This is a genomic window from Sphingomonas sp. UNC305MFCol5.2, from assembly GCF_000712135.1.
In the GTDB taxonomy this organism is placed as follows: Bacteria; Pseudomonadota; Alphaproteobacteria; order Sphingomonadales; family Sphingomonadaceae; genus Sphingomonas.
This window is the reverse complement of record NZ_JOOE01000001.1, coordinates 1,170,064-1,194,402: the sequence shown is the minus strand read 5'-3', so window position 1 is coordinate 1,194,402 and position 24,339 is coordinate 1,170,064. Positions and strand designations below refer to the sequence as shown.

The 24,339-nt window shown below is 66.2% G+C and carries 17 protein-coding genes; 11 read left to right on the top strand and 6 right to left on the bottom strand.

Translation table 11 applies throughout. From position 1 onward, the window contains the following. Positions 1–67 precede the first annotated feature (67 nt). Together BR78_RS0105775 and BR78_RS0105770 are read left to right on the top strand one after the other, a co-directional pair. Positions 68–2,578 (top strand): DegT/DnrJ/EryC1/StrS family aminotransferase, encoded by a 2,511-nt coding sequence (locus tag BR78_RS0105775; protein WP_029935599.1) that lies wholly within the window; start codon positions 68–70, stop codon positions 2,576–2,578. Beyond that, entirely contained in the window at positions 2,575–3,618 is a 1,044-nt protein-coding gene (locus BR78_RS0105770) for a glycosyltransferase family 2 protein (protein ID WP_029935598.1), read from the top strand. The genes BR78_RS0105775 and BR78_RS0105770 overlap by 4 nt, the downstream gene beginning before the upstream one ends. Positions 3,619–3,712: 94 nt before the next feature. Here BR78_RS0105770 and BR78_RS0105765 read toward each other — a convergent pair whose 3' ends face one another. Further along, a complete protein-coding gene (locus BR78_RS0105765; protein WP_029935596.1) occupies positions 3,713–3,955 on the bottom strand; it encodes a hypothetical protein in 243 nt (80 codons plus the stop codon). A 276-nt stretch (positions 3,956–4,231) separates the two neighbouring features. Between BR78_RS0105765 and modA the strand changes: the two genes are divergently transcribed. Genes modA through BR78_RS0105750 form a run of 3 tightly spaced genes read left to right on the top strand, consistent with a single transcriptional unit; the run spans position 4,232 to position 6,267 of the window. Further along, positions 4,232–4,960 (top strand): molybdate ABC transporter substrate-binding protein, encoded by a 729-nt coding sequence (gene modA / locus BR78_RS0105760; RefSeq protein ID WP_029935594.1) that lies wholly within the window; start codon positions 4,232–4,234, stop codon positions 4,958–4,960. 1 nt (position 4,961) lies between these two features. Next, on the top strand, positions 4,962–5,651 hold the full coding sequence (gene modB / locus BR78_RS0105755; RefSeq protein ID WP_029935592.1) for a molybdate ABC transporter permease subunit: 690 nt from the start codon (positions 4,962–4,964) through the stop codon (positions 5,649–5,651). Further along, positions 5,641–6,267, top strand: a complete 627-nt coding sequence (locus BR78_RS0105750) for an ATP-binding cassette domain-containing protein (RefSeq protein WP_029935591.1) — start codon at positions 5,641–5,643, stop codon at positions 6,265–6,267. The genes modB and BR78_RS0105750 overlap by 11 nt, the downstream gene beginning before the upstream one ends. A 29-nt stretch (positions 6,268–6,296) precedes the next feature. On the opposite strand, the gene BR78_RS0105745 is transcribed toward BR78_RS0105750, so the two are convergent. From BR78_RS0105745 to BR78_RS0105735, 3 genes are read right to left on the bottom strand one after another with little or no spacing between them, the layout of a single operon-like run. Next, on the bottom strand, positions 6,297–7,160 hold the full coding sequence (locus BR78_RS0105745) for a 2-dehydropantoate 2-reductase (protein WP_029935589.1): 864 nt from the start codon (positions 7,158–7,160) through the stop codon (positions 6,297–6,299). Next, positions 7,157–7,666 carry a DUF1993 domain-containing protein gene (locus BR78_RS0105740; RefSeq protein WP_029935588.1) on the bottom strand — a complete coding sequence of 170 codons (510 nt, stop codon included), beginning with the start codon at positions 7,664–7,666 and terminating at the stop codon, positions 7,157–7,159. Before BR78_RS0105740 ends, BR78_RS0105745 begins: the two co-directional genes overlap by 4 nt. 32 nt (positions 7,667–7,698) lie before the next feature. Beyond that, positions 7,699–7,956, bottom strand: a complete 258-nt coding sequence (locus tag BR78_RS0105735; RefSeq protein ID WP_029935586.1) for a DUF6894 family protein — start codon at positions 7,954–7,956, stop codon at positions 7,699–7,701. Between the two features lie 242 nt (positions 7,957–8,198). On the opposite strand from BR78_RS0105735, the gene BR78_RS0105730 reads away from it, so the two are divergent. From BR78_RS0105730 to BR78_RS0105720, 3 genes are all read left to right on the top strand, one after another. Beyond that, positions 8,199–8,951, top strand: a complete 753-nt coding sequence (locus BR78_RS0105730) for a Crp/Fnr family transcriptional regulator (RefSeq protein WP_029935584.1) — start codon at positions 8,199–8,201, stop codon at positions 8,949–8,951. 243 nt (positions 8,952–9,194) lie between these two features. Next, entirely contained in the window at positions 9,195–9,776 is a 582-nt protein-coding gene (locus tag BR78_RS0105725; RefSeq protein WP_029935582.1) for a hypothetical protein, read from the top strand. Between the two features lie 53 nt (positions 9,777–9,829). Next, positions 9,830–10,324: a DUF2846 domain-containing protein gene (locus tag BR78_RS0105720; RefSeq protein WP_231478167.1), complete on the top strand. Its 495-nt coding sequence runs from the start codon at positions 9,830–9,832 to the stop codon at positions 10,322–10,324. A gap of 89 nt (positions 10,325–10,413) precedes the next feature. On the opposite strand, the gene rpoC is transcribed toward BR78_RS0105720, so the two are convergent. Together rpoC and rpoB are read right to left on the bottom strand one after the other, a co-directional pair. After that, entirely contained in the window at positions 10,414–14,700 is a 4,287-nt protein-coding gene (gene rpoC / locus BR78_RS0105715; protein ID WP_029935578.1) for a DNA-directed RNA polymerase subunit beta', read from the bottom strand. 80 nt (positions 14,701–14,780) lie between these two features. Beyond that, positions 14,781–18,935, bottom strand: a complete 4,155-nt coding sequence (gene rpoB / locus BR78_RS0105710; protein ID WP_029935576.1) for a DNA-directed RNA polymerase subunit beta — start codon at positions 18,933–18,935, stop codon at positions 14,781–14,783. Between the two features lie 370 nt (positions 18,936–19,305). Here rpoB and BR78_RS21610 point away from each other — a divergent pair, with 370 nt between their 5' ends. The 3 genes from BR78_RS21610 (at position 19,306) to BR78_RS0105695 (ending at position 24,320) form a co-directional block, all read left to right on the top strand. Next, positions 19,306–20,616: a hypothetical protein gene (locus BR78_RS21610; protein WP_156022230.1), complete on the top strand. Its 1,311-nt coding sequence runs from the start codon at positions 19,306–19,308 to the stop codon at positions 20,614–20,616. A gap of 108 nt (positions 20,617–20,724) precedes the next feature. Next, entirely contained in the window at positions 20,725–22,647 is a 1,923-nt protein-coding gene (locus BR78_RS0105700; RefSeq protein WP_029935571.1) for a CocE/NonD family hydrolase, read from the top strand. Positions 22,648–22,742: 95 nt separating this feature from the next. Then, positions 22,743–24,320: a hypothetical protein gene (locus BR78_RS0105695; RefSeq protein WP_029935569.1), complete on the top strand. Its 1,578-nt coding sequence runs from the start codon at positions 22,743–22,745 to the stop codon at positions 24,318–24,320. The last annotated feature ends 19 nt before the right edge of the window (positions 24,321–24,339 follow it).

The following is a 24,339-nucleotide window of genomic DNA, read 5'->3' as shown; positions in this document are numbered from 1 at the left end:
TCGACGCGGCTAGGCTCCGCCCGACAAGTGCCGGCACGTCCGGCGGGACTGGAGCTGGGGGAAGATTATGGATCGGCTGCCGCTGATCGCGCCGCGACCGCCGAAATTGAGCGGGATGGCCGATGCGCTCGCGGAGATCGAGGCGCGCGGAATCTATTCGAACGGCGGGCCGGTGGTGCGCGGGTTCGAGGCCGCGGCGACTGCGCGATTGTTCGACGGCGCGGGGGACTGCCTCGCAGTGAGCAATGCGACTGTGGGACTGATGCTGGCGATTCGACACGCCGCGGGTCCGCGCGCGGGCAAGGGCAATTTCGCGCTGATTCCCGCCTTCACCTTCGCGGCGACCGCGCATGCGGCGGAATGGGCGGGACTGACGCCTTTGCTGTGCGACGTCGACCCCGAGGATTGGGCGGCGAGCGCCGAGGCGGAGGCGCGGGCGTTCGAGAAATATGGCGATCGCATCGCGGCGGTGGTGCCCTATGCCACCTTCGGCGCGGGGATCGATCTGGCGCGCTACCGCGGCTATGCCGAACGCGGTGTCGGCGTAGTGATCGACGCCGCCGCATCGCTGGGCGCGCTGGATGCCGAGGGCAGGCAGTTCGGGGCGGGGGCGCCCTTCGCAATGGTCTATTCGATGCACGCGACCAAGGTGTTCGCGACGGCCGAGGGCGGGCTGGTCCATTCGGGCGATGCCGCGCTGATCGAGGCGCTGCGGCGGATGAGCAATTTCGGTTTTGCCGGCGGGCGCTCGGCCGAGGGGCCGGGGTTCAACGCCAAATTGCCCGAAGTGCTCGGGCTGGTGGCGCGCGCCAGGCTCGACGAGATCGAGGGCGTGGCGGCGCACCGGATGAAGCTCGACGCCGTGTATCGCGCGGCGCTGGGCGGGTTCGCCGCCGAGAAGGGGTTCGAGTTCCAGGAACTGCGCGGATCGCGGCCGGCGCTGCAATTTCAGTCGCTGCTGCTGCCGCGCGCCTTTGCCGGGCACCGCCGCGCGATCATCGAGACGCTGGCCGAACAGGGGATCGGCGCGGCCAGCTATTTCAGTCCGCATCTGGGCGAGCAGCCCTGGTTCCGCGCGCATGGCGTCAGCGAGCCGCTGCCGGTGTGCGACGATGTCGGCGCGCGGGTGCTGTCGCTGCCGGTGACCGACGGGATGACCGAGGCCGATGTCGAGCGGGTCTGCGCCGCGCTGATCGACGCGTGCGCGGCATCGGGGCTCAAGAGCCTGCCGGGTGCCGAGCGGCGCGGCGCACACGTCCATGCGGCACTGATCGTCGGCGGCGGCCCCGCCGGCACCGCCTTGCTCACCGCGGCGAGCAAGAGCGACGCGCTGGTGCGGCTGGCCAATGCGGGACTCGCGGTGGTCGAGCGTGACGCCGTGCTCGGGCGCGGCGAGATCGGCACCTATGCGATCACTTCGGACAGCACCGCCGAGACCTTCCTCACCGCAGTGAAGGACAATGCGCATGACGGCATCGCCGCGCTCGAGACGCATTCGTCGGGACAGGAAGTCGCGATGCATGCCGGCAAACTGGGTGTGCCGCTGGCACGGGCCACGCCGTTCCTCGAGGCGACCGGCGCGCAGCTGGGCATGATCGTCGCGGAGCAGGGCGGCACGGTGGTGACGCGCAGCGACGTAGTGGAGGCACGGCGCATTGCGGATGGTGTCTGGGCAGCGCGCGTGCGCAACCGCGTCACTGGCGAAGTGCGGGTGATGCGCGCCGAGAAACTGGTCATCGCGACCGGCGGCTATCAGGCGCGCGCGCATGTCGAGGCCGAACAGGTTGCCGGGGTGGCGCTGGGTGCGCTGGCCGGCGAGCGGCTGATGGCAGGCGACGAATTCCTGCGGATCGGCGGGCTCGACGCGTTGCGCGCGCGGATCGCCGGAACGCCGGCCCCGCGCATCGCCATCGTCGGCGGATCGACCAGCGCGCTCGCCGCGGCGGCGCTGATCCTCAAGGCGGCGCCGGCACTGCCGCTCGGCGCGGGCGCGCTCGCACTCTATCATCGCCGGCCACTGCGGCCCTTTTACCGTTCGGCGGAAGAGGCGCATGCCGACGGTTTCACCGATTTCGGGCCACAGGACATCTGCCCGGTGAGCGGGTTCGTCTACCGACTGGCGGGCTTCCGGCTCGAGGCGCGCGAACTGGTGCTGCGGATGCTCGGCGTCGGCGGGCGCGCGCCGGATCCGCGGATGGCGCTCAGGCGGATCGGCGAGATCGACGATGCGGCGGTGCGCGCGGAGATCGAAGGCGCGAACGTGGTGATCGGCGCACTCGGCTATCGCCCGCGCGCTTTGCCCTTGTTCGACCAGGAGGGCAACCGGATCGCGCTCGCCGCCGACGCGCCGGGGCGGCCCCGGCTGGTCGACCAGCAATGCCGGGTGATCGACGCCGAGGGACGGCCGGTGCCGGGCGTGTTCGGGATCGGCCTCGCTTCGGGGCATGTGCCCGACGGGCGGCTCGGCGGCGAGGCGAGCTTCAGCGGCAAGGCCAACGGCCTGTGGCTGTGGCAGAACGATATCGGCCAGATGATCGTCGACCAGTTGCTAGACAGCCAGGCGCAGGCGGTCGCATGAACGGGACGCCCATCGTCTCGGTCATCATGGCGGTTTACAACGGCGCGGCCCTGCTGCCCGAGACGCTGGCCAGTCTCCGGGCGCAGACATTCGGCGATTGGGAATTGGTCGCGGTCGACGATTGCTCGAAGGACGACAGCATCGCGGTGCTGGAGCGGCTGGGCGATCCTCGCGTGCGCGTGATCCGTTCGGAGGCCAATGGCGGGCCGGTGGTGGCGCGCAACCGGGCCTTCGCCGAAGCGCGCGGACGCTATGTCGCGGGGCTCGATCAGGATGATATCAGCCTGCCCGAACGGTTCGCGCGGCAAGTGACGTTCCTCGACGCGCACCCCGACGTCTCGCTGGTGAGCTGCGCCACTGATTTCCTCGTCGAGGGCAGGCGCCTCCCCGGCAACTGGCCGCGGCCGCTGACTCCGGTGCTGATCGACTGGCTGATGCTCGTGCAGAACCCGATCGCCTGGTCCTCGGTGATGTTCCACGCCGATGCCGCGCGCCGGCTCGATCCGTTCGAGCGGCCCGAGATGCGCTATGTCGAGGATTTCGACCTGTACCAACGACTGCGCCCCTTCGGGCGGCTGGCACAGATCGACGAGGTGCTGATGCTCTATCGCTGCCATGCCGGCGGCGCTTCGAACGTGTTCAACTGCACGATGCGCGCGCACGCCGAATTGCTGCTGCGCGAGCGGCACGCGGCGTTGCTGGGCGATGCTGCCCCGGATATTGCCGGGCTGCTGGTGCGCCACGTCATGGCGCGCGAGCCGGTTCCCGATGCCGAGACGCTCAATCGGTTGTTCGCGGGCATCGGCATGCTCCGCACAGCGTTTGCGGCCGCGTATCCGGGCGAGGATTTCGCGGCCGTCGATCGCGAGATCTCGCAGCTCTGGTGGCGCGTGTGCCGCGCCGGCGTGCGCTCGGGATCGCTGCTGCTTCACAATACGCTGGGCAGCCAATCGCTGCCGCTCGGCCAGGCCGCGGACCTCATCGCCAGCCAGATGATCGGCGGCATGCGCGCCGTGAAACGCGGGCTTTCGCGGCGCTGACGGGCGGGGCCGAGGGAGGCGGTTCAGATCTTAGGTAAGGACGCCTGCCATCGCTCCGAGATCGGTCGTTTTTGCCGTGCGTTGGCGAACGGCTCTAACCTTGCGGCTTATTCTGCGCTGCCTTGCGATCGTTGCGGGCCGCGATGAAAAACAACATGATCCCGACCCCCAGCAGGCCTCCCATGGCCATTCCCATTGTCTGGCCGAGGACCGCCTGGAAATCCGGTGTGACGCGACCGGGATTGGTCATGCCGTAACGGGCGAGATACCACCATAAGCCTGCCAAGCCCGCTTCGATGATCACCATAACCAGGATCAGTCTCGCCTTCCTGCTCATAACCCCTCCTCGCCCAAGACGCCTTTGGCCTAGCATGGCGGATCGAACGGCGACAACATTGGCGGCTGCGGCGTTCGCCGGGATGCCTGGAAGCTGCCCTTCGTTCACAGTGCCGAGCTACGGCAGCTAACGTGCCGAGGACGGACATTGAATCTATTACCGCGCCGGTTGCGATCAGCAGGAAGGCCGGAATTCTTGCCCTCTACCCGCGACCTGCTTCATAGCGGCGGCATCGAGGAGACGGAATTGATCGATCGGCGCGAATTCCTGACCGGCATGGTTGTGACGATCGCGGTGGCCCCGCGTGCTTTCGCCGTGCAGCGCGGGCCGCTGGTGCTCGCGGCGGCGAGCCTGCAGGAATCGATGAACGCCGCGGCGGACGCCTGGGCGCGGCTGGGGCATGCGCGGCCGGTGCTGTCATTCGCGGCCTCGTCGGCGCTGGCGCGGCAAGTCGCGGCCGGCGCGGCGGCGGACCTGTTCGTCTCGGCGGACGAGCCATGGATGGACGATGTCCAGCGGCGCGGGCTGATCGTACCGGGAACGCGCGCCAATCTGGTCGGCAACCGGCTGGTGGTGGTGCAGCCCGCGAGCGCACGACCGACGAGCGCCAATGTCCCGCTCGGGCGCCTGCTGGCGAGCGGACGCGTCGCATTGGCCGATCCCGGATCGGTGCCGGCAGGGCGCTATGCACAGGCTTCGCTGACGCGGCTCAAGCTGTGGGGCGGGATCGCGCCGCGCGTGGTGCGGGCCGAGAATGTCCGTGCGGCGCTGGCACTGGTCGAGCGCGGCGCGGCCGAATGGGGCGTGGTCTATGCCACCGACGCGCGCGCCTCTCGGCAGGTGCGCGCGGTTCGGATGCTCCCCATGAACAGCCATCTGCCGATCCTTTATCCGCTGGCACGGCTCAAAGCCTCGACCAGTGCGGACGCCGAGGGCTTTCGCCGCTTCCTGCTCTCGGGCGCCGGCAAGGCGATCTTCGCGCGCTTCGGGTTCACGGCGGCGTGAGATGCTGACGCCCGAGGAATTGGGCATCGTCGCTTTGTCGCTCAAGGTGGGCGGCGTGGCGGTACTCGTCAGCCTGCCGCTGGCGTTCGCACTGGCCTGGCTGCTCGCGCGGGTGCGGTTTCCGGGACGCGTGCTGGTCGATGCGCTGGTGCACTTGCCGCTGGTGGTGCCGCCGGTGGTGACCGGCTGGCTGTTGCTGCTCGCCTTCGCTCCAGCCGGGCCGATCGGCGCGTGGCTCGAAAGCTGGTTCGGGGTGAGCGTGCTTTTCCGCTGGACCGGTGCGGCGGTCGCGGCAGGCGTGATGGCGCTGCCGCTGATGGTGCGCGCGATCCGGCTGTCGATCGAGGGCGTCGACCGGCGGCTCGAACAGGCGGCGCGGACCTTGGGCGCGGGACGCTGGCGGACGTTCGCGACGGTGACGGTGCCGCTCAGCCTCCCCGGGGTGATCGCCGGCGTGGTGCTCGGCTTCGCACGCGCATTGGGCGAGTTCGGCGCGACGATCACCTTCGTCTCCAACGTCCCCGGCGAGACCCAGACGCTGCCGCTGGCGATCTATGCCGCGTTGCAGACTCCCGGCGGCGAGGCTTTGGTGCTGCGGCTGGCGGGGATTTCGGTTTTGCTCTCGCTGGCGGCCTTGGTTGCCTCCGAACTGATCGCGCGGCGCGCGGGGCGGGGGCTGCATGTCCTTTGATATCGATGTCGGGCTGCAACTCGGCGACGCCACGATCACCTGCCGCGTCGAAGGCGGCGATGGGCTGACCGTGCTGTTCGGCCCCTCGGGCGCGGGCAAGACCAGCGTGCTCAACATGGTGGCAGGGCTGTTGACGCCGGGCTGGGGGCATGTTCGCGTCGAGGGCGAGACACTGTTCGAGGCGAGCGACGATCCCTGGATACCGGATTTCGATCTGCCCCCCGAGCAGCGGCGCGCGGGCTATGTGTTCCAGGAGCCGCGGTTGTTCCCGCACAAGCGCGTACGGGCGAACCTGCTCTATGGCTGGCGACAGGGGGCGGGCGCAGTCGATGTCGACGATACGATCGCACTGCTCGGGCTCGCGGCGCTGCTCGACCGCTGGCCGCGTACGCTTTCGGGCGGCGAGGCGCGGCGCGTGGCGATCGGGCGTGCGCTGCTCTCGAACCCGCGTTTCCTGCTGCTCGACGAGCCCTTGTCGTCACTCGACCGCGCGCGGCGCGAGGAGATCATGGGCCTGATCGAGCGGCTGCGCGACGCACTGGGGCTGCCGATCCTGATGGTCACCCACGACCGCGCCGAGGCCGAGCGGCTGGGGAACAGGATCGTGGAGATCTAGTGAATTCCCCTCCCTTGCAGGGAGGGGAGTCAGAGGGAGGAAGCCCCCACCAACGCCGCCAGCGCCCGGTTCAACGGCGTCGGGATCCCGTGCTTTTCCCCGAGCCGGACGATCACGCCGTTGCGGGCGTCGAGCTCCATCGGGCGGCCGGCGACGAAATCGGCGTGGAGCGAATTGACTGAGTCCGGGTGCGCTTTCCGGGTCCATTCGACGACCTGATCGGCGAGCTTGTCGGGCAGGGTCGCGCCCTCGGCGCGGCCGACCGCGATGCATTCGCGGACGAGCCCGCGCATCACTTCCGCGACACCCTCGTCGTTCGCAACCTCGGCCGCGCGGCGGGTGATCGCGCTGACGATCCCCGAGCAGTTGATCGCGAGCTTGCGCCATGCGGCGGTGGTGAAATCGGGCGTGGTGGCGGCGTCGACCACCGTTTCGGCGAACAACGCGGTGAATGCATCGCCCGCATCGCCTTCGGGAACGAGGATGGTGCCTTCGCGGCGCTGGACGATGCGGCCGGGCGCGGTGCGCTCGGCGGGGAGATCGATGATCACCGGCACGATGCGTTCGGGTGGGATCATCGGGAAGCGCTCGCGCTGCTCGACGCCGTTCTGGATCACCGCGAGCCGCGTGTCCGGAGCCATCAGGCCGGGCAGCCAGGCCGCGGCGGCGGCGCAGTCATAGGTCTTGGTGGTCGAGAGCACCCAGTCGACGGGTTCGGCGCGGGCGGGATCGGTGAGGATGCGCGGGGCGGCGCGCAGGATGCCCTTGGGCGTTTCGATCTCCAGATCGCCGAGCCCGCTGCGGGCACAGACCGTCACCGCGTGGGTCTGCGCCAGCCAGGCGGCGAGCGTGCCGCCGATCGCGCCGGCGCCGATGACTGCGATCCGGCTCAACCCATGCCGCCGATATAGTCCATCTTGCCGAGCGGCACGCCCATGTGGCGGAGGATGCCGTAGGCGGTGGTGACGTGGAAATAGAAATTGGGCAGCGCGAATCCGAGCAGATAACCGCGGCCCTTGAATTGGACGCTGAACGACGGGGTCTTCAATTCGACATCCGCATCCTCCCGCCCGTCGATTGCCTCCCGGGGGACCGAGTTCAGGAACGCGACGGTCGCCGCGATCCGTGCCTGGAGTTCTTCGAAGCTCGCCTCGGTATCGGGCATCGCCGGCGGCTGGATCCCGGAGAGGCGCGAGACGGCGAACTTGGCCGTGTCGCTGGCGCGCTGGATCTGCCCGGTCAGCGGCGCCATGTCGTCATAGAGCCGCGCGGTCAGAAATTCGTCATGCGCGATGCCGTGTTCGTCGGCATATGCGCGGGCCTTTTCGAGGAATGCGGCCATCGCCTTGAAGCCGCGGAGGAGGACGGGGATCGTGAGGTCGTAGAGTTCGGTTGCCATGCGTGGGAGATAGGGCGCGAGCGGTCGCTTGGCTAGCGGGGCAGGGGCGTCGGCCAGATGATCGTCAGCGCATCGGCGAAGGCGAGCTGGTGGACGACGATACCGGACTGATCCTCGACATCGATCACCTGGTCGAGGCAGAGCCGGCCGGTGCGGGCCTCGGCACTGAGCATGTCCCGGGCTTCCGCGAGCGTCGTGGCGACGATCGCGTCATGGCCTTCGAGTTCGCGCCCTTCGGGGTCGAGCAGGACGTCCGTACCGTCACGCAAATGGAAATAATAAAGCGGCATGACCGCGCTCCGCAGGGTCGAGCGTGCAAATCTCTCAGCCGCCGAACCCGGTCCCTGAAGCTCGGCGAGCCCAACCCGCTTCAATTACGTATATTAATCCACGCTAGTTCCATAAATAACAACATTTGTTGGTTATGCGGCGCGGCATATGGTATTGTGGTGCAATCGCCATACGATATCTCGGCCATTGGCGACTGAGAGAGGTTTTGTGCTCCCGCCCAGGTTAGCGGGAGTAGGTTGAAATGGCAGATGCCGACCATCCGTTCAGTCCGCTGACCCGGAGGCTCGACCGTAATCATTCGCTGACGCGCGAAGACCGCGAGGCGCTGCTGACGCTTCCGTACAAGCTGCGATGGCTCGATCCGGCGACCTATACCGTGCGTGAGGGCGACAAGCCGCGGATATGCGGCGTGCTGATTTCGGGCTACGCTTTCCGCCAGAAGACCACCGGCGACGGCGCGCGCCAGATCATCGGACTGCACATTCCCGGCGAGGCGCTCGACTTCCAGAACCTGTTCCTCGACGTCTCGGACCACAACGTCCAGATGCTCACCCGCGCCAAGATCGCCGAGGTTCCCATCACTGCGTTCCAGCAGATCGCGCTGGAGCGGCCCAATATCGGCAGGGCGATCCAGGTGACGACTTTGATCGAGATGTCGATCTTCCGCGAATGGGTTCTCAATGTCGGCCGCCGCGATTCACGCAGTCGGCTGGCGCATTTGCTCTGCGAGTTCGCGCTGCGGCTGGAAGCGCAGGGCGCGGCGCGGCCGGACCATGGTTACGAACTGCCGATGACGCAGGAACAACTCGCCGATGCCACGGGCCTGACCTCGGTGCACGTCAATCGCGTGCTCAAGGTGCTGGAGTCGGAAGGGCTGATCGTGCGCAACCGCCGCAACATCGGCTTTCCCGATTGGCGACGGCTGCGCGAAGTGGGCGATTTCAACCAACGCTATCTGCACCTGCGCGGCCGCGAGGAACTGGGCGTGTTTTAGGGCCGAAGGTCCGATGGACGCATGTCTCAGAACCCCAATCCTGTCGCGATGTGACCTCGACACACTGTCCTCGAACGCGCCGGTGGTGCTCGACCGGCGGTGCCTCCACGACATCGGCGATTTCGGCAAGTGCCATCGCACCATGCGGTGTGAGGAGTCGTGCCGAAAACTCCTTGCAGCCTGAACAAAGGTTGGCCTAGCTTTGGCTAAATGCCGGGGGGCTCCGTGATCTATCTGTCAAGAATGGCTGCGTACGCGGCCGTGATTTCCGTGTCGGTCGACGGTACCGCCGCGCAGGTGTCGGCGCCGCAAGTCGGCGAAGCTGCCGTCGCCGGCGTCGTTCGCTTGCCAGCGTTGACGCCGGTGGAATTCGAATTCGCCGGCGCTTTGAACTCGAAGACCAGCAAGATCGACGACATGTTTCCGATCCGTCTGACTGCACCGATCCTGATCAATGGGGCGATCGCCGTTCCGGCCGGCACCATCGGCGAAGGCCAGATCGTTCATGCCGCCAAGGCCGGCGGCGCGGGGAAGGCGGGCGAGCTGATCGTGACGGTTCGCTATCTCGAGCATCGGGGCGTTCGGATCCCGCTGCGCCGCTTCCGCATGGGAGGGCTGGGCATCGGTACCGATCGGCGCGACGGCGCACTGGGGGTCAGCATGGTGATCCCGTTTTCTGGATTTCTCATGCGCGGAGGCGAGAAGACGATCGAGGCGGGGGCCCGCGCCAATGCGATCATCGCCACCGACATTGAAATCCCGACGGCGCCCGAGGCGGCTCCGACGGGTGAGACGCAATCACGAGGTTCAACGGAAGGGGAGTAGGAATGAGGATATTTGTCGGATCGGCGCTGCTGCTGGCGTCTATCGCATGCGCTATGCCGGCTAGCGCACAGGAAGCAGCCCCTACGGTCGAAACGGCGGCCATTCCAGCGGCTGCGCCCGCTCCCCCGGCACCTGCTCCGGCGATCATCACCAAATCCGGTACGATCGGCGAGGCGCCGACGGGCAAGGCACAGATCGTGTTCTGGCGCCCCGGCAGCCTGATGGGAATGGCGCTCGGCTGCACCGTCCGGGAAGGCGAGGGCGCCGATGAGGTTGAGGTCGCCCGGCTCGGCGCGGGCAAATATTGGGTGCACACCGCCGAGCCCGGCAAACATGTCTATTACACCACCGGCGAGGCGACCGACCGGCTCAACATGGAGCTGGAAGACGGTGAAACCTATTTCGTCCGCTGCTCGATCGGCATGGGGATCATGTCCGGGCGTGCCCAGGTGTCACCGTCCGACCGCACGACCTTCAGCGGCCGCGCGAAGAAAATGAAGCTCTGGGACAAGAAGGACGAGAAGGAAAAGGCTGCGAAAACCAGCTGATCCTTATTGTCGACCAAAGAAAAAGCCGCCGTCCGGGAGACCGGACGGCGGCTTTTCTTGTCAGTGCTTTAGCAGCTGAACCTCAGCGATCACTCGCTCTCGTTCAGATACTCCCCGGCGTCCGCGTCGGTGCCGTGGCCCGAGGGGACCACGCTCGCCAGCGCATCGTCGCCGGTGCCGCCGGCGTCGCGGGTCGAGCGGGCCAGTTCGGCGGCATGCTCTTCCGCGGCGCTGTTCGGCGCGATCAGCGTCGCTTCGTTCATGCGGCGCTGGGCCACACGAAGCGCCGCGTCACGCGACGAGGCCGCCACGCGCAGGCGGTTCATGCCCGCGCCGGTACCGGCGGGGATGAGACGACCGACGATCACGTTCTCCTTGAGGCCGAGCAGGGTGTCCTGCTTGCCCTGGACCGCCGCTTCGGTGAGGACGCGGGTGGTCTCCTGGAACGACGCCGCCGAGATGAAGCTGCGAGTCTGCAGCGACGCCTTCGTGATGCCGAGCAGGATCGGCTTGCCCTGTGCGGGGGCCTGACCCTTTTCGAGCTTGGCGTTCTGCTCGTCCATCTCGTCGCGATCGAGCTGCTCGCCCACCAACAGGGTGGTGTCGCCGGACTCGGTGATCTCGACCTTCTGCAGCATCTGGCGAACGATCACCTCGATGTGCTTGTCGTTGATCTTCACGCCCTGGAGTCGATAGACTTCCTGGATTTCCGACACGAGATATTCCGCGAGCGGCTCGATGCCGAGCACCTCGAGAATGTCGTGCGGATCGGGCGAGCCGCCGATCAGGTTGTCGCCACGCTTGACGTAGTCGCCTTCCTGGACGTCGATCACCTTCGACTTCGGAACCAGATACTCGACGACCTCGCCGCCGTCCTCGGGCTGGATGCCGATCTTGCGCTTGGCCTTATAGTCCTTGCCGAACACGACGCGGCCCGAGACCTTCGCGATGATCGCGTTTTCTTTGGGCTTGCGCGCCTCGAAGAGCTCGGCGACGCGCGGCAGACCGCCGGTGATGTCGCGGGTCTTGGCGGACTCGCGGCTGACACGGGCCAGAACGTCGCCGCCCTGAACCTGTGCACCGTCCTCGACCGAGAGCACTGCGCCTGCCGCCAGCATGTAACGGCCGGCCTCCTCGGCGCTTTCGCCGGTGAGGGTGAGGCGCGGACGCAGATCCTCCTTCTTGGCGGAGATGCCGCGGTTCTCGGTGATGACGCGCTGGGCGATGCCCGTCGCTTCGTCGACCTGCTCCGACATCGTCTTGCCTTCGATCACGTCGACATACTTCACCGTGCCGGGGTTCTCGGTGATCACCGGCATGGTGAACGGATCCCACTCCGCCATGCGGTCGCCCGCAGAGACGATGTGGCCGTCATCCATCAGCACATAGGCGCCGTAGGGGATGCGGTGCACCGCGAGCTCGCGGCCGTCCATGTCGACGATCGCGATTTCGCCCGAACGGCTGAGCACCACGCGGCGGCCACGCTGATCGACGATGATGCGCAGATCGCGATACTCGATCGTGCCGTCGACCGGCGCTTCGAGGTTCGACTGCTCGTTGAGCTGCGCCGCGCCGCCGATGTGGAAGGTCCGCATCGTCAGCTGGGTGCCCGGCTCGCCGATCGACTGCGCCGCAATGACGCCGACCGCTTCACCGATGTTCACCGGGGTACCGCGGGCAAGATCGCGCCCGTAGCACTTGCCGCAGACACCGATGCGCGCTTCGCAGACCAGCGGCGAGCGGATCTTCATCCCCTGGATGCCGATGGCTTCGATCTGCGTGATCATCGCCTCGTCGAGCAGAGTGCCCGACGGGATGATGACTTCGTTGGTCTTGGCGTCGACCACGTCCTCAGCCGTGGTGCGGCCGAGGATGCGCTCGCCGAGCGACGCGATGGTCGAGCCGCCCTGGACGATGGCGCGCATCTCGAGCGCGCGCTCGGTGCCGCAATCCTCCTCCATGACGACGCAATCCTGCGACACGTCGACAAGGCGGCGCGTGAGGTAGCCCGAGTTCGCGGTCTTCAACGCAGTGTCCGCGAGACCCTTGCGGGCGCCGTGGGTCGAGTTGAAATATTCGAGGACGGTCAGGCCTTCCTTGAAGTTCGAGATGATCGGAGTCTCGATGATCTCGCCCGACGGCTTGGCCATCAGGCCGCGCATGCCGGCGAGCTGCTTGATCTGCGCCTGCGAACCGCGGGCACCCGAGTGGGCCATCATGTAGATCGAGTTGATGTCCTTCTCGCGGCCCGTTGCCGGATCGCGCTTCACTGCCTTGATCTCGTCCATCATGGCGCTCGCCACCTGATCGCCGCAGCGGCTCCAGGCGTCGATCACCTTGTTGTACTTCTCCTGCTGCGTGATCAGGCCGTCCTGATATTGCTGCTCGTAATCCTTCACGAGCGCGCGGGTCTCGTCGACCAGGCCTTCCTTCGCGTCCGGGATGATCATGTCGTCCTTGCCGAACGAAATGCCCGCCTTGAACGCGTGACGGAAGCCGAGCGCCATGATCGCGTCGGCGAACAGCACGGTCTCCTTCTGGCCGGTGTGGCGATAGACCTCGTCGATCACGTCGCCCACGTCCTTCTTGGTGAGGAGGCGGTTGACGGTCTCGAACGGCACCTTGTGCGACTGCGGCAGCGTCTCGCCGAGCAGCATGCGGCCCGGTGTCGTCTCGAAGCGCTTCATGTACTGGTTGCCGGCCTCGTCGGTCTGCGGCACGCGGCTGATGATCTTGGTGTGCAGCGTGACCGCCCCGGCGTTGAGCGCCTGGTGGACCTCCGACATGTCACCGATGATCATGCCCTCGCCGGGCTCGCCTTCCTTGAGCATCGACAGATAATAGAGACCCAGCACCATGTCCTGCGACGGCACGATGATCGGCTTGCCGTTCGCGGGCGACAGGATGTTGTTGGTCGACATCATCAGGACGCGCGCTTCCAGCTGGGCCTCGAGGCTCAGCGGGACGTGCACGGCCATCTGGTCACCGTCGAAGTCGGCGTTGAACGCCGAGCAGACCAACGGGTGGAGCTGGATCGCCTTGCCTTCGATCAGCACCGGCTCGAACGCCTGGATGCCCAGACGGTGAAGCGTCGGCGCGCGGTTCAGCAGAACCGGGTGCTCGCGGATCACTTCGTCCAGGATGTCCCAGACTTCCTTGCGCTCCTTCTCGACCCACTTCTTGGCCTGCTTCAGGGTCATCGAGAGACCCTTGGCGTCCAGACGGGCGTAGATGAACGGCTTGAACAGCTCGAGCGCCATCTTCTTGGGCAGGCCGCACTGGTGCAATTTGAGCTCAGGCCCGGTCACGATGACCGAGCGGCCCGAATAGTCGACGCGCTTGCCGAGAAGGTTCTGACGGAAGCGGCCCTGCTTGCCCTTGAGCATGTCGGACAGCGACTTGAGCGGACGCTTGTTGGCGCCGGTGATCGTGCGGCCGCGGCGGCCATTGTCGAACAGCGCGTCGACGGCTTCCTGTAGCATGCGCTTTTCGTTGCGGACGATGATGTCCGGCGCGCGCAGCTCCATCAGCCGCTTGAGGCGGTTATTGCGGTTGATCACGCGGCGATACAGATCGTTGAGATCCGAGGTCGCGAAGCGGCCGCCGTCCAGCGGCACCAGCGGGCGCAACTCGGGCGGGATGACCGGAACGACGTCGAGGATCATCCACTCGGGGCGGTTGCCCGAATCGATGAAGCTCTCGACGACCTTGAGGCGCTTGATGATCTTCTTGGGCTTGAGCTCGGACTTGGTGACCGCGAGCTCGTCGAGAAGCTCCTTGCGCTCGCCTTCGAGGTCGAGGTCCATCAGCATCTGCTTGACGGCCTCGGCGCCGATGCCGGCCGAGAAGGCGTCCTCGCCATATTCGTCCTGCGCGTCGAGCAGTTCGTCCTCGGTGAGAAGCTGGTACTTCTCAAGCGGGGTGAGGCCCGGCTCGATGACGATATAGGCTTCGAAGTAGAGCACGCGCTCGAGCTGCTTGAGCTGCATGTCGAGCAGCAGGCCGATGCGCGACGGCAGCGACTTCAGGAACCAGATGTGCGCGACCGGGGCGGCGAGCTCGATATGGCCCATGCGCTCGCGGCGGACCTTCGAGACGGTGACCTCGACGCCGCACTTCTCGCAGACGATGCCCTTGTACTTCATGCGCTTGTACTTGCCGCACAGGCACTCGTAATCCTTGATCGGACCGAAGATGCGCGCGCAGAACAGGCCGTCACGCTCGGGCTTGAACGTGCGGTAGTTGATCGTCTCGGGCTTCTTGATCTCGCCGAACGACCAGGAGCGGATGCGGTCCGGGGACGCGATGCCGATCTGAATCTGGTCGAAGGTTTCCGGCTTTGCCACCGGGTTTGCGAAGTTGGTCAGTTCGTTCATTTCTGTTTCCTCATGGGAGGACAATTTCTCAGGGAAAGTGGGAACAAGGTGTCAGCCGAAGTTGACACCCTGCATTCCCTTCATTCCGCCGCGATCTGGACGCCGTCCGCGTCGAAGCCCGGCTCGTCGTTCTTGAGTTCGACGTTGAGGCCCAGCGAGCGCATTTCCTTGACGAGCACGTTGAAGCTCTCGGGGATGCCGGCCTCGAAGGTGTCGTCGCCCTTGACGATCGCTTCGTAGACCTTGGTGCGGCCGACCACGTCGTCGGACTTCACCGTCAGCATCTCCTGCAGGGTATAGGCTGCGCCGTACGCCTGCAGTGCCCAGACCTCCATTTCGCCGAAGCGCTGGCCGCCGAACTGCGCCTTGCCGCCCAGCGGCTGCTGCGTGACGAGCGAGTAGGGCCCGATCGAACGCGCGTGGATCTTGTCGTCGACCAGGTGGTGGAGCTTGAGCATGTAGATGATGCCCACGGTCACCTTGCGGTCGAACGCCTCGCCGGTGCGGCCGTCGAGCAGGGTCGACTGGCCCGACGTGTCGAGCCCGGCGAGGCTCAGCATGTCGGAAACGTCGGCCTCACGCGCGCCGTCGAACACCGGAGTCGCCATCGGCACGCCCGGCTTCAAATTGGTCGCCAGCTCGACGATCTGATCGGCGCTGCGTGCCTCGATCTCGGCGACATAGTGATCGCCATAGACTTCCTTGAGGCGCGACTTGACCGCATCGGGCATCTCGCCGCCGACTGCGTCGGGATTGGCATGGCGCCAATCCTCGAGCGCGACGCCGATCTGCTGGCCGAGCTGACGCGCGGCCCAGCCGAGATGGGTCTCGAAGATCTGACCGACGTTCATGCGCGAAGGCACGCCCAGCGGGTTGAGCACGAGATCGACCGGGGTACCGTCCTCGAGGAACGGCATGTCTTCCTGCGGAAGGATCCGCGAGATGACGCCCTTGTTGCCGTGACGGCCGGCCATCTTGTCGCCCGGCTGCAGCTTGCGCTTCACCGCGACGAACACCTTGACCATCTTGAGCACGCCCGGCGGCAGCTCGTCACCGCGCTCGAGCTTCTCGCGGCGATCCTCGAACTTCTCCTTGATGCGCTTCACGGCCTCGTCATACTGGCCCTTCACCGCTTCGAGGTTCGACTGCATCGCGTCGTCCTGGACGGAGAACTTCCACCATTCGTGACGATCGACGCTGTCGAGCAGGTCTGCGTCGATGGTCGAGCCCTTCTTGAGGCCCTTCGGCGCCGCGGTCGCGACCTGGCCGATGAGCATCTCCTTCAGGCGCGACCAGGTCGCGCGGTTGAGGATGTTGCGCTCGTCGTCCGAGTCCTTCTTCAGGCGCTCGATCTCCTCGCGCTCGATCGCCAGCGCGCGCTCGTCCTTGTCGATGCCGTGGCGATTGAAGACGCGGACGTCGACGATCGTGCCGGCAACGCCCGGGGGCAGGCGCAGCGAGGTGTCGCGCACGTCCGAGGCCTTTTCGCCGAAGATGGCGCGGAGGAGCTTCTCTTCCGGCGTCATCGGGCTCTCGCCCTTCGGCGTGATCTTGCCGACGAGGATGTCGCCCGGCTCAACCTCCGCACCGATGTACACGATGCCCGCCTCGTCGAGGTTGCGCAGCGCTTCCTCGCCGACGTTCGGGATGTCGCGCGTGATGTCCTCGGGCCCGAGCTTGGTGTCGCGGGCCATGACTTCGAACTCGTCGATGTGGATCGACGTGAACACGTCGTCCTTCACGATCCGCTCGCTGATGAGGATCGAGTCCTCGTAGTTGTAGCCGTTCCACGGCATGAACGCGACGAGCGCGTTGCGGCCGAGCGCGAGCTCGCCGAACTCGGTCGACGGGCCGTCGGCGATGATGTCGCCGGCGTTGACCACGTCGCCCACCTTCACCAGCGGACGCTGGTTGATGCAGGTCGACTGGTTCGAGCGCTGGAACTTCATCAGCGTGTAGATGTCGACGCCGCTCGCGGTGGCTTCGACATCGCCCGAGGCGCGGATCACGATACGAGTCGCGTCGACCTGGTCGACGATGCCCGAGCGCTTGGCGCCGATCGCGGCACCCGAGTCACGCGCGACGGTCTCTTCCATGCCGGTGCCGACGAAAGGCGCTTCGGCCTTCACCAGCGGCACGGCCTGACGCTGCATGTTCGAGCCCATCAGCGCGCGGTTGGCGTCATCGTTTTCCAGGAACGGAATGAGCGACGCGGCGACCGAGACGAGCTGCTTGGGGCTGACGTCCATCAGCGTGATCTGCTCGGGCAGCGCCATCAGGAACTCGCCTGCCTGACGCGACGAGACCAGCTCCTCGGTGAAGCGGCCTTCGCCGTCGAGCTCGGCGGATGCCTGCGCGATCGTGTGCTTGGCCTCTTCCATCGCCGACAGATAGACGACGTCGTTGGTCACCTTGCCGTCGATGATGCGACGATAGGGCGTCTCGATGAAGCCGTACTTGTTGACGCGGCTGAACGACGCCAGCGAGTTGATCAGACCGATGTTCGGGCCTTCCGGCGTTTCGATCGGGCAGATGCGGCCATAATGGGTCGGGTGAACGTCGCGGACTTCGAAGCCTGCGCGCTCACGGGTGAGACCGCCCGGCCCGAGCGCCGAGACGCGACGCTTGTGCGTCACTTCGGAGAGCGGGTTGGTCTGGTCCATGAACTGCGAGAGCTGTGACGAGCCGAAGAATTCGCGAACCGCGGCGACGGCCGGCTTCGCGTTGATCAGGTCGTTCGGCATGACGGTCGACACGTCGACCGAGCTCATGCGCTCCTTAACGGCGCGCTCCATGCGGAGCAGGCCGACGCGATACTGGTTCTCGAGCAACTCGCCCACCGAACGGACGCGGCGATTGCCGAGATTGTCGATGTCGTCGACTTCGCCCTTGCCGTCCTTGAGATCGACCAGGGTCTTGACCACCGCGAGGATGTCCTCGGTGCGGAGCGTCGTGACGGTGTCCTCGGCATCGAGGTCGAGGCGCATGTTGAGCTTGACGCGGCCGACGGCCGAAAGGTCGTAGCGCTCCGGATCGAAGAACAGGCCGGCGAACAGCGATTCCGCGGTCTCGAGCGTCGGCGGCTCGCCGGGGCGCATGACGCGGTAGATGTCGCTCAATGCCTGCTCGCGCTCCTCGGCCTTGTCGACCTTGAGCGTGTTGCGGATCCACGGACCCGTCGAGATGTGATCGATGTCGAGCAGCTCGAGCCGCTCGATGCCCGCCTTGTCGAGCAGTTCGAGATTCTCGGCCGACACTTCGTCGCCGGCCTCGATGTAGATCTCGCCGGTCGACTCGTTGATCAGGTCATAGGCCGAATAGCGGCCGAAGATTTCCTCGGTCGGGATCAGCAAAGTCTCGAGGCCGTCCTTGGCCGCCTTGTTCGCGGCGCGCGGGCTGATCTTCTGCCCGGCGGCGAACACGACTTCGCCCGACTTGGCGTCGACGATGTCGAACATCGGCTTGGCGCCGCGCCAGTTCTCGGCGGCGAACGGGATCTGCCAGCCACCCGGACCGCGGACATAGGTCACGCGGTTGTAGAAGTGGTTGAGGATGTCCTCGCTGTTCAGGCCGAGGGCGTACAGCAGCGTCGTGACCGGCAGCTTGCGCTTGCGGTCGATACGGACGTTGACGATGTCCTTGGCGTCGAACTCGAAGTCGAGCCACGAGCCGCGATACGGGATCACGCGGGCGGCGAAGAGATACTTGCCGCTGGCGTGGGTCTTGCCGCGGTCATGATCGAACAGAACGCCCGGCGAACGGTGCATCTGCGAGACGATGACGCGCTCGGTGCCGTTGATGAAGAAGGTGCCGTTGCCCGTCATCAGGGGCATGTCGCCCATGTAGACGTCCTGCTCCTTGATATCGAGGACCGAGCGGGCTTCCGTATCGGGATCCACCTCGAACACGATCAGGCGCAGCGTCACGCGCATCGGCGCCGCGTACGTGATGCCGCGCTGACGGCATTCCTCGACGTCGAACTTGGGGTGCTCGAGCTCGTAATTGACGAAGTCGAGTTCGGCGGTGCCGGCGAAGTCGCGGATCGGGAATACCGAGCGCAGGGTCTTCTCGAGGCCCGAGACGTAGCCGATCGAGGGATCGCTCCGCAGGAACTGTTCGTAGGATTCGCGCTGAACCTCGATCAGGTTCGGCATCTGCACCACTTCGTGGATGTCGCCGAACACCTTGCGGATGCGGCGCTTCATCGTGCCGCCCTCGATTGCTTTGGTAGCCATGGGTGTTTTGTGCCTCGTCAGCCGTAAAATCGCTGCCCCTTCCCGGGGCCGGGACGTGCGAAAAGACGCGAAAAGGCCGCGCGACTCCCTTCCGGGTTTCGGCAGCTTTCAGCGTCCTATGAACCCCACAACTCCAATTCGCACGATGCACTGCGCGACGGCGCATCATTTCCCGGTGCTGTGGTGTGGAGGCGATATAGGGAACGGGGTCGCGTCTGTCAAACCGGAAGCGGAACCTTTTTGCCTTTGGAAAGTGCGGCGATTTTGCGGCTGAACGCTGAATTAACGTCGTTATTCGCCGCTCGCCGGCCACGTTTCGGCGCAGGCCGCGGTGCCGAGGCCGGGTTCCATTCATTTAACCTTCGTTATGATGAAGAAACCATCCCTCAGCCCCCGCGCCGCGCTGTTTATCGGTGCCGCGCTTCTCGCAACCCCGGCCTTCGCGCAGGAAACGCCCGCGACCCAGACCGTGACGCCGCCGCCGATCCTGGTGACGCCGGCGCCCGCTCCGGCACCCGCGACGGCGCCGCGCGTCGAGATGGCGCCGTCGACGCCGATCGTCCAGCCCGCGCCGCCCCCCGGGCCGGTCCCCGGTACCGAAGTCGCGCCCCGCGCCGAGACCCGCGCCGCCGCCCGGCCTGCGCCCGCGCGCCAGGCGACGGCGACACGAACGACGACGCGGACCACGACCACGCGTCAGGCTGCTCCGGCACCTGCGCCCGCTGCCGCGCCGGCGGCGCCCGTCACTCAGGCGCCTGCGCCAGCGCCCGTCGCCGAGCCGGCCGCTCCGACCGCGGTGACTCCGGCGCCCGAGGCCGCCGCGCCGCCGCCGGTCGTCGAAACCACGCAGACTGAGACCAGCAACGGCCCGGGCCTCGCCTGGCCGTGGCTGCTCGGCGGCTTGCTGCTCGTCCTCGCTGGCGCCGCCGCTCTGCTGCTGATGCGCCGCCGCCGCGAGGAGCCGGAATATGTCGAGGAGACGACGGTGTATGAGACCGAAGCGCCGGTTGCCGCCGCTCCGATCACCGCACCGCGCCGCGAGCCCGAGCTGAGTCCGTTCATGGCCGCGACCGCTGCCGCCGCCGCGGCGCCCGCGGTCGCCGCCGAGCCGGAAACCGAGATCGTCGAGGCGCGCACCGAGGCCGAACTCGCCGAACCCGAGCGCGAGGACCTTGCCGGCGTCACCGACGCCCCCGCGCCGGTCTCGAACCGCCCGTGGCTCGAATTCGGGCTGCGCCCGGTCCGCGCCGGCACCAGCGAGGAAGAGGCTCTGGTCGATGTCGAGTTGACCGTCGGCAATGCCGGCGACGTGCCCGCCCGCGACGTCCGCAGCTCGACCTTCATGCTCGCCGATGCCGAATCGAGCGAGATGGAGAGCCTGCTGACCGAACATCGCGGCGACACCGCCGTGCCGCCGGTCACGATCGCGCCGGGTGACGGTACGCGCATCGACGCGCACCTCGCCGTGCCCAAGGGAGAGATGGGGCGCGTGTTCAATCCGGTCGTAGTCGCCGAGGCGCGGTACACGCTCCCCGACGGCAGCGAGGGCCGCACCTCGGCCATGTTCAAGATCGGCCGTCCGTCGCCGGTTTCGGAAGGCGTGGGCCCGATCGGCGCCACCCGGCCGCACATGGTCGACGATGTCGAGGCCGAGCTGCTGGGCGCGCCCGAACACGCCTAGAAAAACCGGGGAAACAGGAGCCTGCCCTTGCTGCGCGCGGGGGCAGGCTCTTTCTTTCGATGCGGCTTTGGACGTATCGGTCTGACTTCCCAGGGAGATACGGACCAAATGAAAAAGTCGCTCGTCGCACTCCTCGTCGGCACCGCCGTGCTCGCATCACCGGCGCTGGCGCAGCAGGCCCAGCCCTTCAACGACATCCCCGCCAAGTTCCAGCCGCCCGAGCAGCCCGGCGACTTCATCAAGCGCGAAGTGATGATCCCGATGCGCGACGGCGTGAAGCTCTACACCGTCATCATCATCCCCAAAGGCGCGAAGAACGCACCGATCCTGTTCACCCGCACCCCCTATGACGCCGCCAATCGAGTCAAGCGCACCGCGAGCACGACGATGATCAACGCGTTGCCCCAGGGCGACGAGGTGTTCGTGCGCGACGGCTATATCCGCGTCTTCCAGGATATTCGCGGCAAATATCGTTCCGAGGGCGACTATGTGATCACCCGCCCGCCGGTTGGTCCGCTCAATCCCACCAAGGTCGATCACACCACCGACGCGTGGGATTCGATCGACTGGATGGTCAAGAACATCCCCGAGAGCAACGGCAAGGTCGGCATGCTCGGCTCCTCGTACGAGGGCTTCACCGTCGTCATGGCGCTGCTCCATCCGCATCCCGCGCTCAAGGTCACTGCGCCCGAAAGCCCGATGATCGACGGCTGGATGGGCGACGACTGGTTCCATTACGGAGCGTTCCGGCTCGCCAATATCGGCTGGATCGGGTCGCAGACCGGCTACAAGGGCGACGGCAAGGCGCCCAACCGCCCCGATTGGGATGATTACGACACCTTCCGCCGTGTCGGCTCGGCGGGGGATTGGGCGAAGCAGTTCGGTTACGACCAGCTGCCGGCGTGGAACAAGATGTCCACCCATGTCGCCTATGACGAATTCTGGCAGGGCCAGGCGCTCGACAAACTGCTCGCCGCCAATCCCTCGAACGTGCCCACGCTCTGGGAGCAGGGCATCTGGGATCACGAGGACATGTATGGCGCGATCCACGCCTTCGAGGAACTCCAGAAGACCAATCAGGCCGACAAGAACTTCCTGCTGATGGGGCCGTGGCGCCATTCGGGGTTCAATTATAACGGCTCGTCGCTGGGCGTGCTCAACTTCGAGGGCGACACTGCGCTCCAGGCGCGCCGCGACATCCTGCTGCCTTTCTTCAATGCCTATCTGAAGGACGGCGCGCCCGCGTTCACGCCGGCGAAGGCGAGCTTCTACAATACCGGCGAGAACCGCTGGGATTATCTGAGCAAATGGCCGCTCGCCTGCGAGACCGGCTGCGACGCCAAGCTTACCCCGATCTATTTGAAGCCGGCCGAGGGGCTGGGCTTCGACAGACCGGGGCAGGGCTCCGACAGCTATGTTTCGGATCCCGCCAAGCCGGTTCCGCATCTGCCGCGTCCGGTCAACTTCGAGGACGGTCGCTGGTCGACTTATCTCGTCACCGACCAGCGCTTCGCCGACGGTCGGCCCGACGTGATGACCTATGTCACCGAACCGCTGACCACTCCCGTCCGCGTCTCGGGCGCGCCGCTGGCGGACCTCTTCGCCAAGACCACGGGCACCGACGGCGATTTCGTGGTCAAGGTGATCGACGTCTATCCGGACGAGAACGCCACGAAGAAGGAAATGGGCGGTTTCCAGCTGCCGATCGCGATGGACATCTTCCGCGGCCGCTACCGCAATTCCTTCGCGAAACCCGAGCCGATCCCGGCGAACAAGGTGCAGGAATACAAATTCCGCCTGCCGACGGTGAACCATGTCTTCTTGCCCGGCCATCGGATCATGGTCCAGGTCCAGTCGAGCCTGTTCCCCGTCTATGACCGCAACCCGCAGAAATACGTCCCCAACATCTTCTTCGCGAAGAAGGAGGATTACCAGAAGGCGACCGTGACGCTGATGTACGGCGGCGCGCAGTCGAGTTCGGTGCTGTTGCCGGTGGTGCCGCTCGACCAGTCGGCGGCGAAGGCGAAGTAACCCAGTCTGGAGTTCCGGCGGTCCCGGCTCTCGGGACCGCCGGCTTGCCCGGCACCGCCTTGCCGGATACGCTTTTCCCAAGGGGGAGCAGCGGCATGTTCAAATTTTTGCTGGCGCTGGCGCTGACGATTGCACCGTCCTCGGCGGTCGCCGCATGGAACGTGGCGACGTCCGAGCATTTCACTGTCTATTCGGCGGGCAGCGACGCTTCGGTGCGCGAGGCTGCGGCCCAGCTCGAGAAATTCCATGTCGCATTGCGCTACTTGTCCGGAGCCGGCGCTCCCTCAAGCCCGATAAGAGTGACGGTGTTCCTGGTTTCGGACGTCGACGCGGTGCAGGCGGCCATGCCGTTCGGCGGCGGAGGCGTGGCCGGCTTCTACGCGGCGACGCTCCGCGGGCCGTACACGATCATGTCGCGGACGAAGATCCAGGGAAGCAAGGGTTCGCGCGGCGAGTTCTATGTGGCGGACATGGCTGCACAGCAGATCCTTTTCCACGAACTGACCCATCATTTCATGCGCCAGTATTTCCCAGCGGCGTACCCGGTCTGGTATTCAGAAGGCTTCGCCGAATATCTTGGATCGATCCAGATCGAGTCGAACGACACGGTCGTGGTCGGAAACCTCCTCGATTCCCGATATGCCGCGTTCGAGAACAACGAATGGCTCTCCGTCCGGCAATTGCTTACCGCGAAAAGCTATCGCGACGTCAGTACGAACGTCTACCTGCTCTATTCGGAGGGCTGGCTCCTCGTTCATTATCTCAACAATGCAGGGGTGCGGCAGGGGCAGTTGCGGAAATATCTGGACGCGGTGAACAAGGGCACCGCCTTCGACCAGGCGGCGCGAGAGGCGTTCGGGGATCTGGATCAACTCGATCGAGAGCTGCGGGGCTATGCATCGAAATCGCGACTCAAGGCGCTGGCGTTGCCGTTCAAGAAGCTGGAGTCCGGTGCGATCGCCACGCGCAAGGCGAGCCCGGCCGAAGAGGCGATGCTTTCCTACGACATGCGGATGTACGCGGGCGTACCGGCGCGCGATGTGGGCACCTTTGCCGACAAGGTCGCCGACGCCGCGCGGAGTCATATGGCGGATCCCTATGCGTTGCGGCTCGCGGCCGAGGCGCAACGATTGGCCGGCCGTAACGATCGCGCCGCCGAGTTCGTCGATCATTGGCTGGAGGTCGCGCCCGACGATGGTCGCGCGATTGCGGCAAAGGCGGACCTTCTGATCGATCGGCTCGCTGCCACTGGGGACAAGGATGCCGAGCGCTGGACCGCGGCGCGGAAGCTATATGCCGAGGCCGCGAAGAAGACGCCCGACGACCCCCGCATCCTCCGGGGCTTTTACATGAGCTATGTGAAGGCGGGCCGCCTGCCTCCCGAGGCGGCACAGAACGCGCTCTACCGTGCCTTTGAGCTGATGCCCCAATATGACGATATGCGCGCGCAAGTCGCTTCCGATTTCGAGGCGCGGGGAATGATCGACGCGGCCATCGCCACCATCCGCCCGGCCGCCTTCCTGTCGGTCGATCCGTCGGGACTGAGCGAGTCCGAGAAGCGCAAGCGCGACAAGGAAAAGGTCCGGTACAGGATCGCCGGCGAGACCGATGGAGAAACCGCGCGCGAAATGCTGATTCGTCTCGAAGCGCTAAAGGCTAAATCCGCCAAATGATCTCTGCCCGATGCCAGCC

Excerpts from the sequence above, each read along its gene's own strand:
- BR78_RS0105775 (WP_029935599.1), top strand. The coding sequence starts at position 68 with ATGGATCGGCTGCCGCTGATCGCGCCGCGACCGCCGAAATTGAGCGGG.
- BR78_RS0105770 (WP_029935598.1), top strand. The coding sequence starts at position 2,575 with ATGAACGGGACGCCCATCGTCTCGGTCATCATGGCGGTTTACAACGGC.
- BR78_RS0105765 (WP_029935596.1), bottom strand. The coding sequence starts at position 3,955 with ATGAGCAGGAAGGCGAGACTGATCCTGGTTATGGTGATCATCGAAGCG.
- modA (WP_029935594.1), top strand. The coding sequence starts at position 4,232 with ATGGTTGTGACGATCGCGGTGGCCCCGCGTGCTTTCGCCGTGCAGCGC.
- modB (WP_029935592.1), top strand. The coding sequence starts at position 4,962 with ATGCTGACGCCCGAGGAATTGGGCATCGTCGCTTTGTCGCTCAAGGTG.
- BR78_RS0105750 (WP_029935591.1), top strand. The coding sequence starts at position 5,641 with ATGTCCTTTGATATCGATGTCGGGCTGCAACTCGGCGACGCCACGATC.
- BR78_RS0105740 (WP_029935588.1), bottom strand. The coding sequence starts at position 7,666 with ATGGCAACCGAACTCTACGACCTCACGATCCCCGTCCTCCTCCGCGGC.
- BR78_RS0105735 (WP_029935586.1), bottom strand. The coding sequence starts at position 7,956 with ATGCCGCTTTATTATTTCCATTTGCGTGACGGTACGGACGTCCTGCTC.
- BR78_RS0105730 (WP_029935584.1), top strand. The coding sequence starts at position 8,199 with ATGGCAGATGCCGACCATCCGTTCAGTCCGCTGACCCGGAGGCTCGAC.
- BR78_RS0105725 (WP_029935582.1), top strand. The coding sequence starts at position 9,195 with ATGGCTGCGTACGCGGCCGTGATTTCCGTGTCGGTCGACGGTACCGCC.
- BR78_RS0105720 (WP_231478167.1), top strand. The coding sequence starts at position 9,830 with ATGCCGGCTAGCGCACAGGAAGCAGCCCCTACGGTCGAAACGGCGGCC.
- rpoC (WP_029935578.1), bottom strand. The coding sequence starts at position 14,700 with ATGAACGAACTGACCAACTTCGCAAACCCGGTGGCAAAGCCGGAAACC.
- rpoB (WP_029935576.1), bottom strand. The coding sequence starts at position 18,935 with ATGGCTACCAAAGCAATCGAGGGCGGCACGATGAAGCGCCGCATCCGC.
- BR78_RS21610 (WP_156022230.1), top strand. The coding sequence starts at position 19,306 with ATGAAGAAACCATCCCTCAGCCCCCGCGCCGCGCTGTTTATCGGTGCC.
- BR78_RS0105700 (WP_029935571.1), top strand. The coding sequence starts at position 20,725 with ATGAAAAAGTCGCTCGTCGCACTCCTCGTCGGCACCGCCGTGCTCGCA.
- BR78_RS0105695 (WP_029935569.1), top strand. The coding sequence starts at position 22,743 with ATGTTCAAATTTTTGCTGGCGCTGGCGCTGACGATTGCACCGTCCTCG.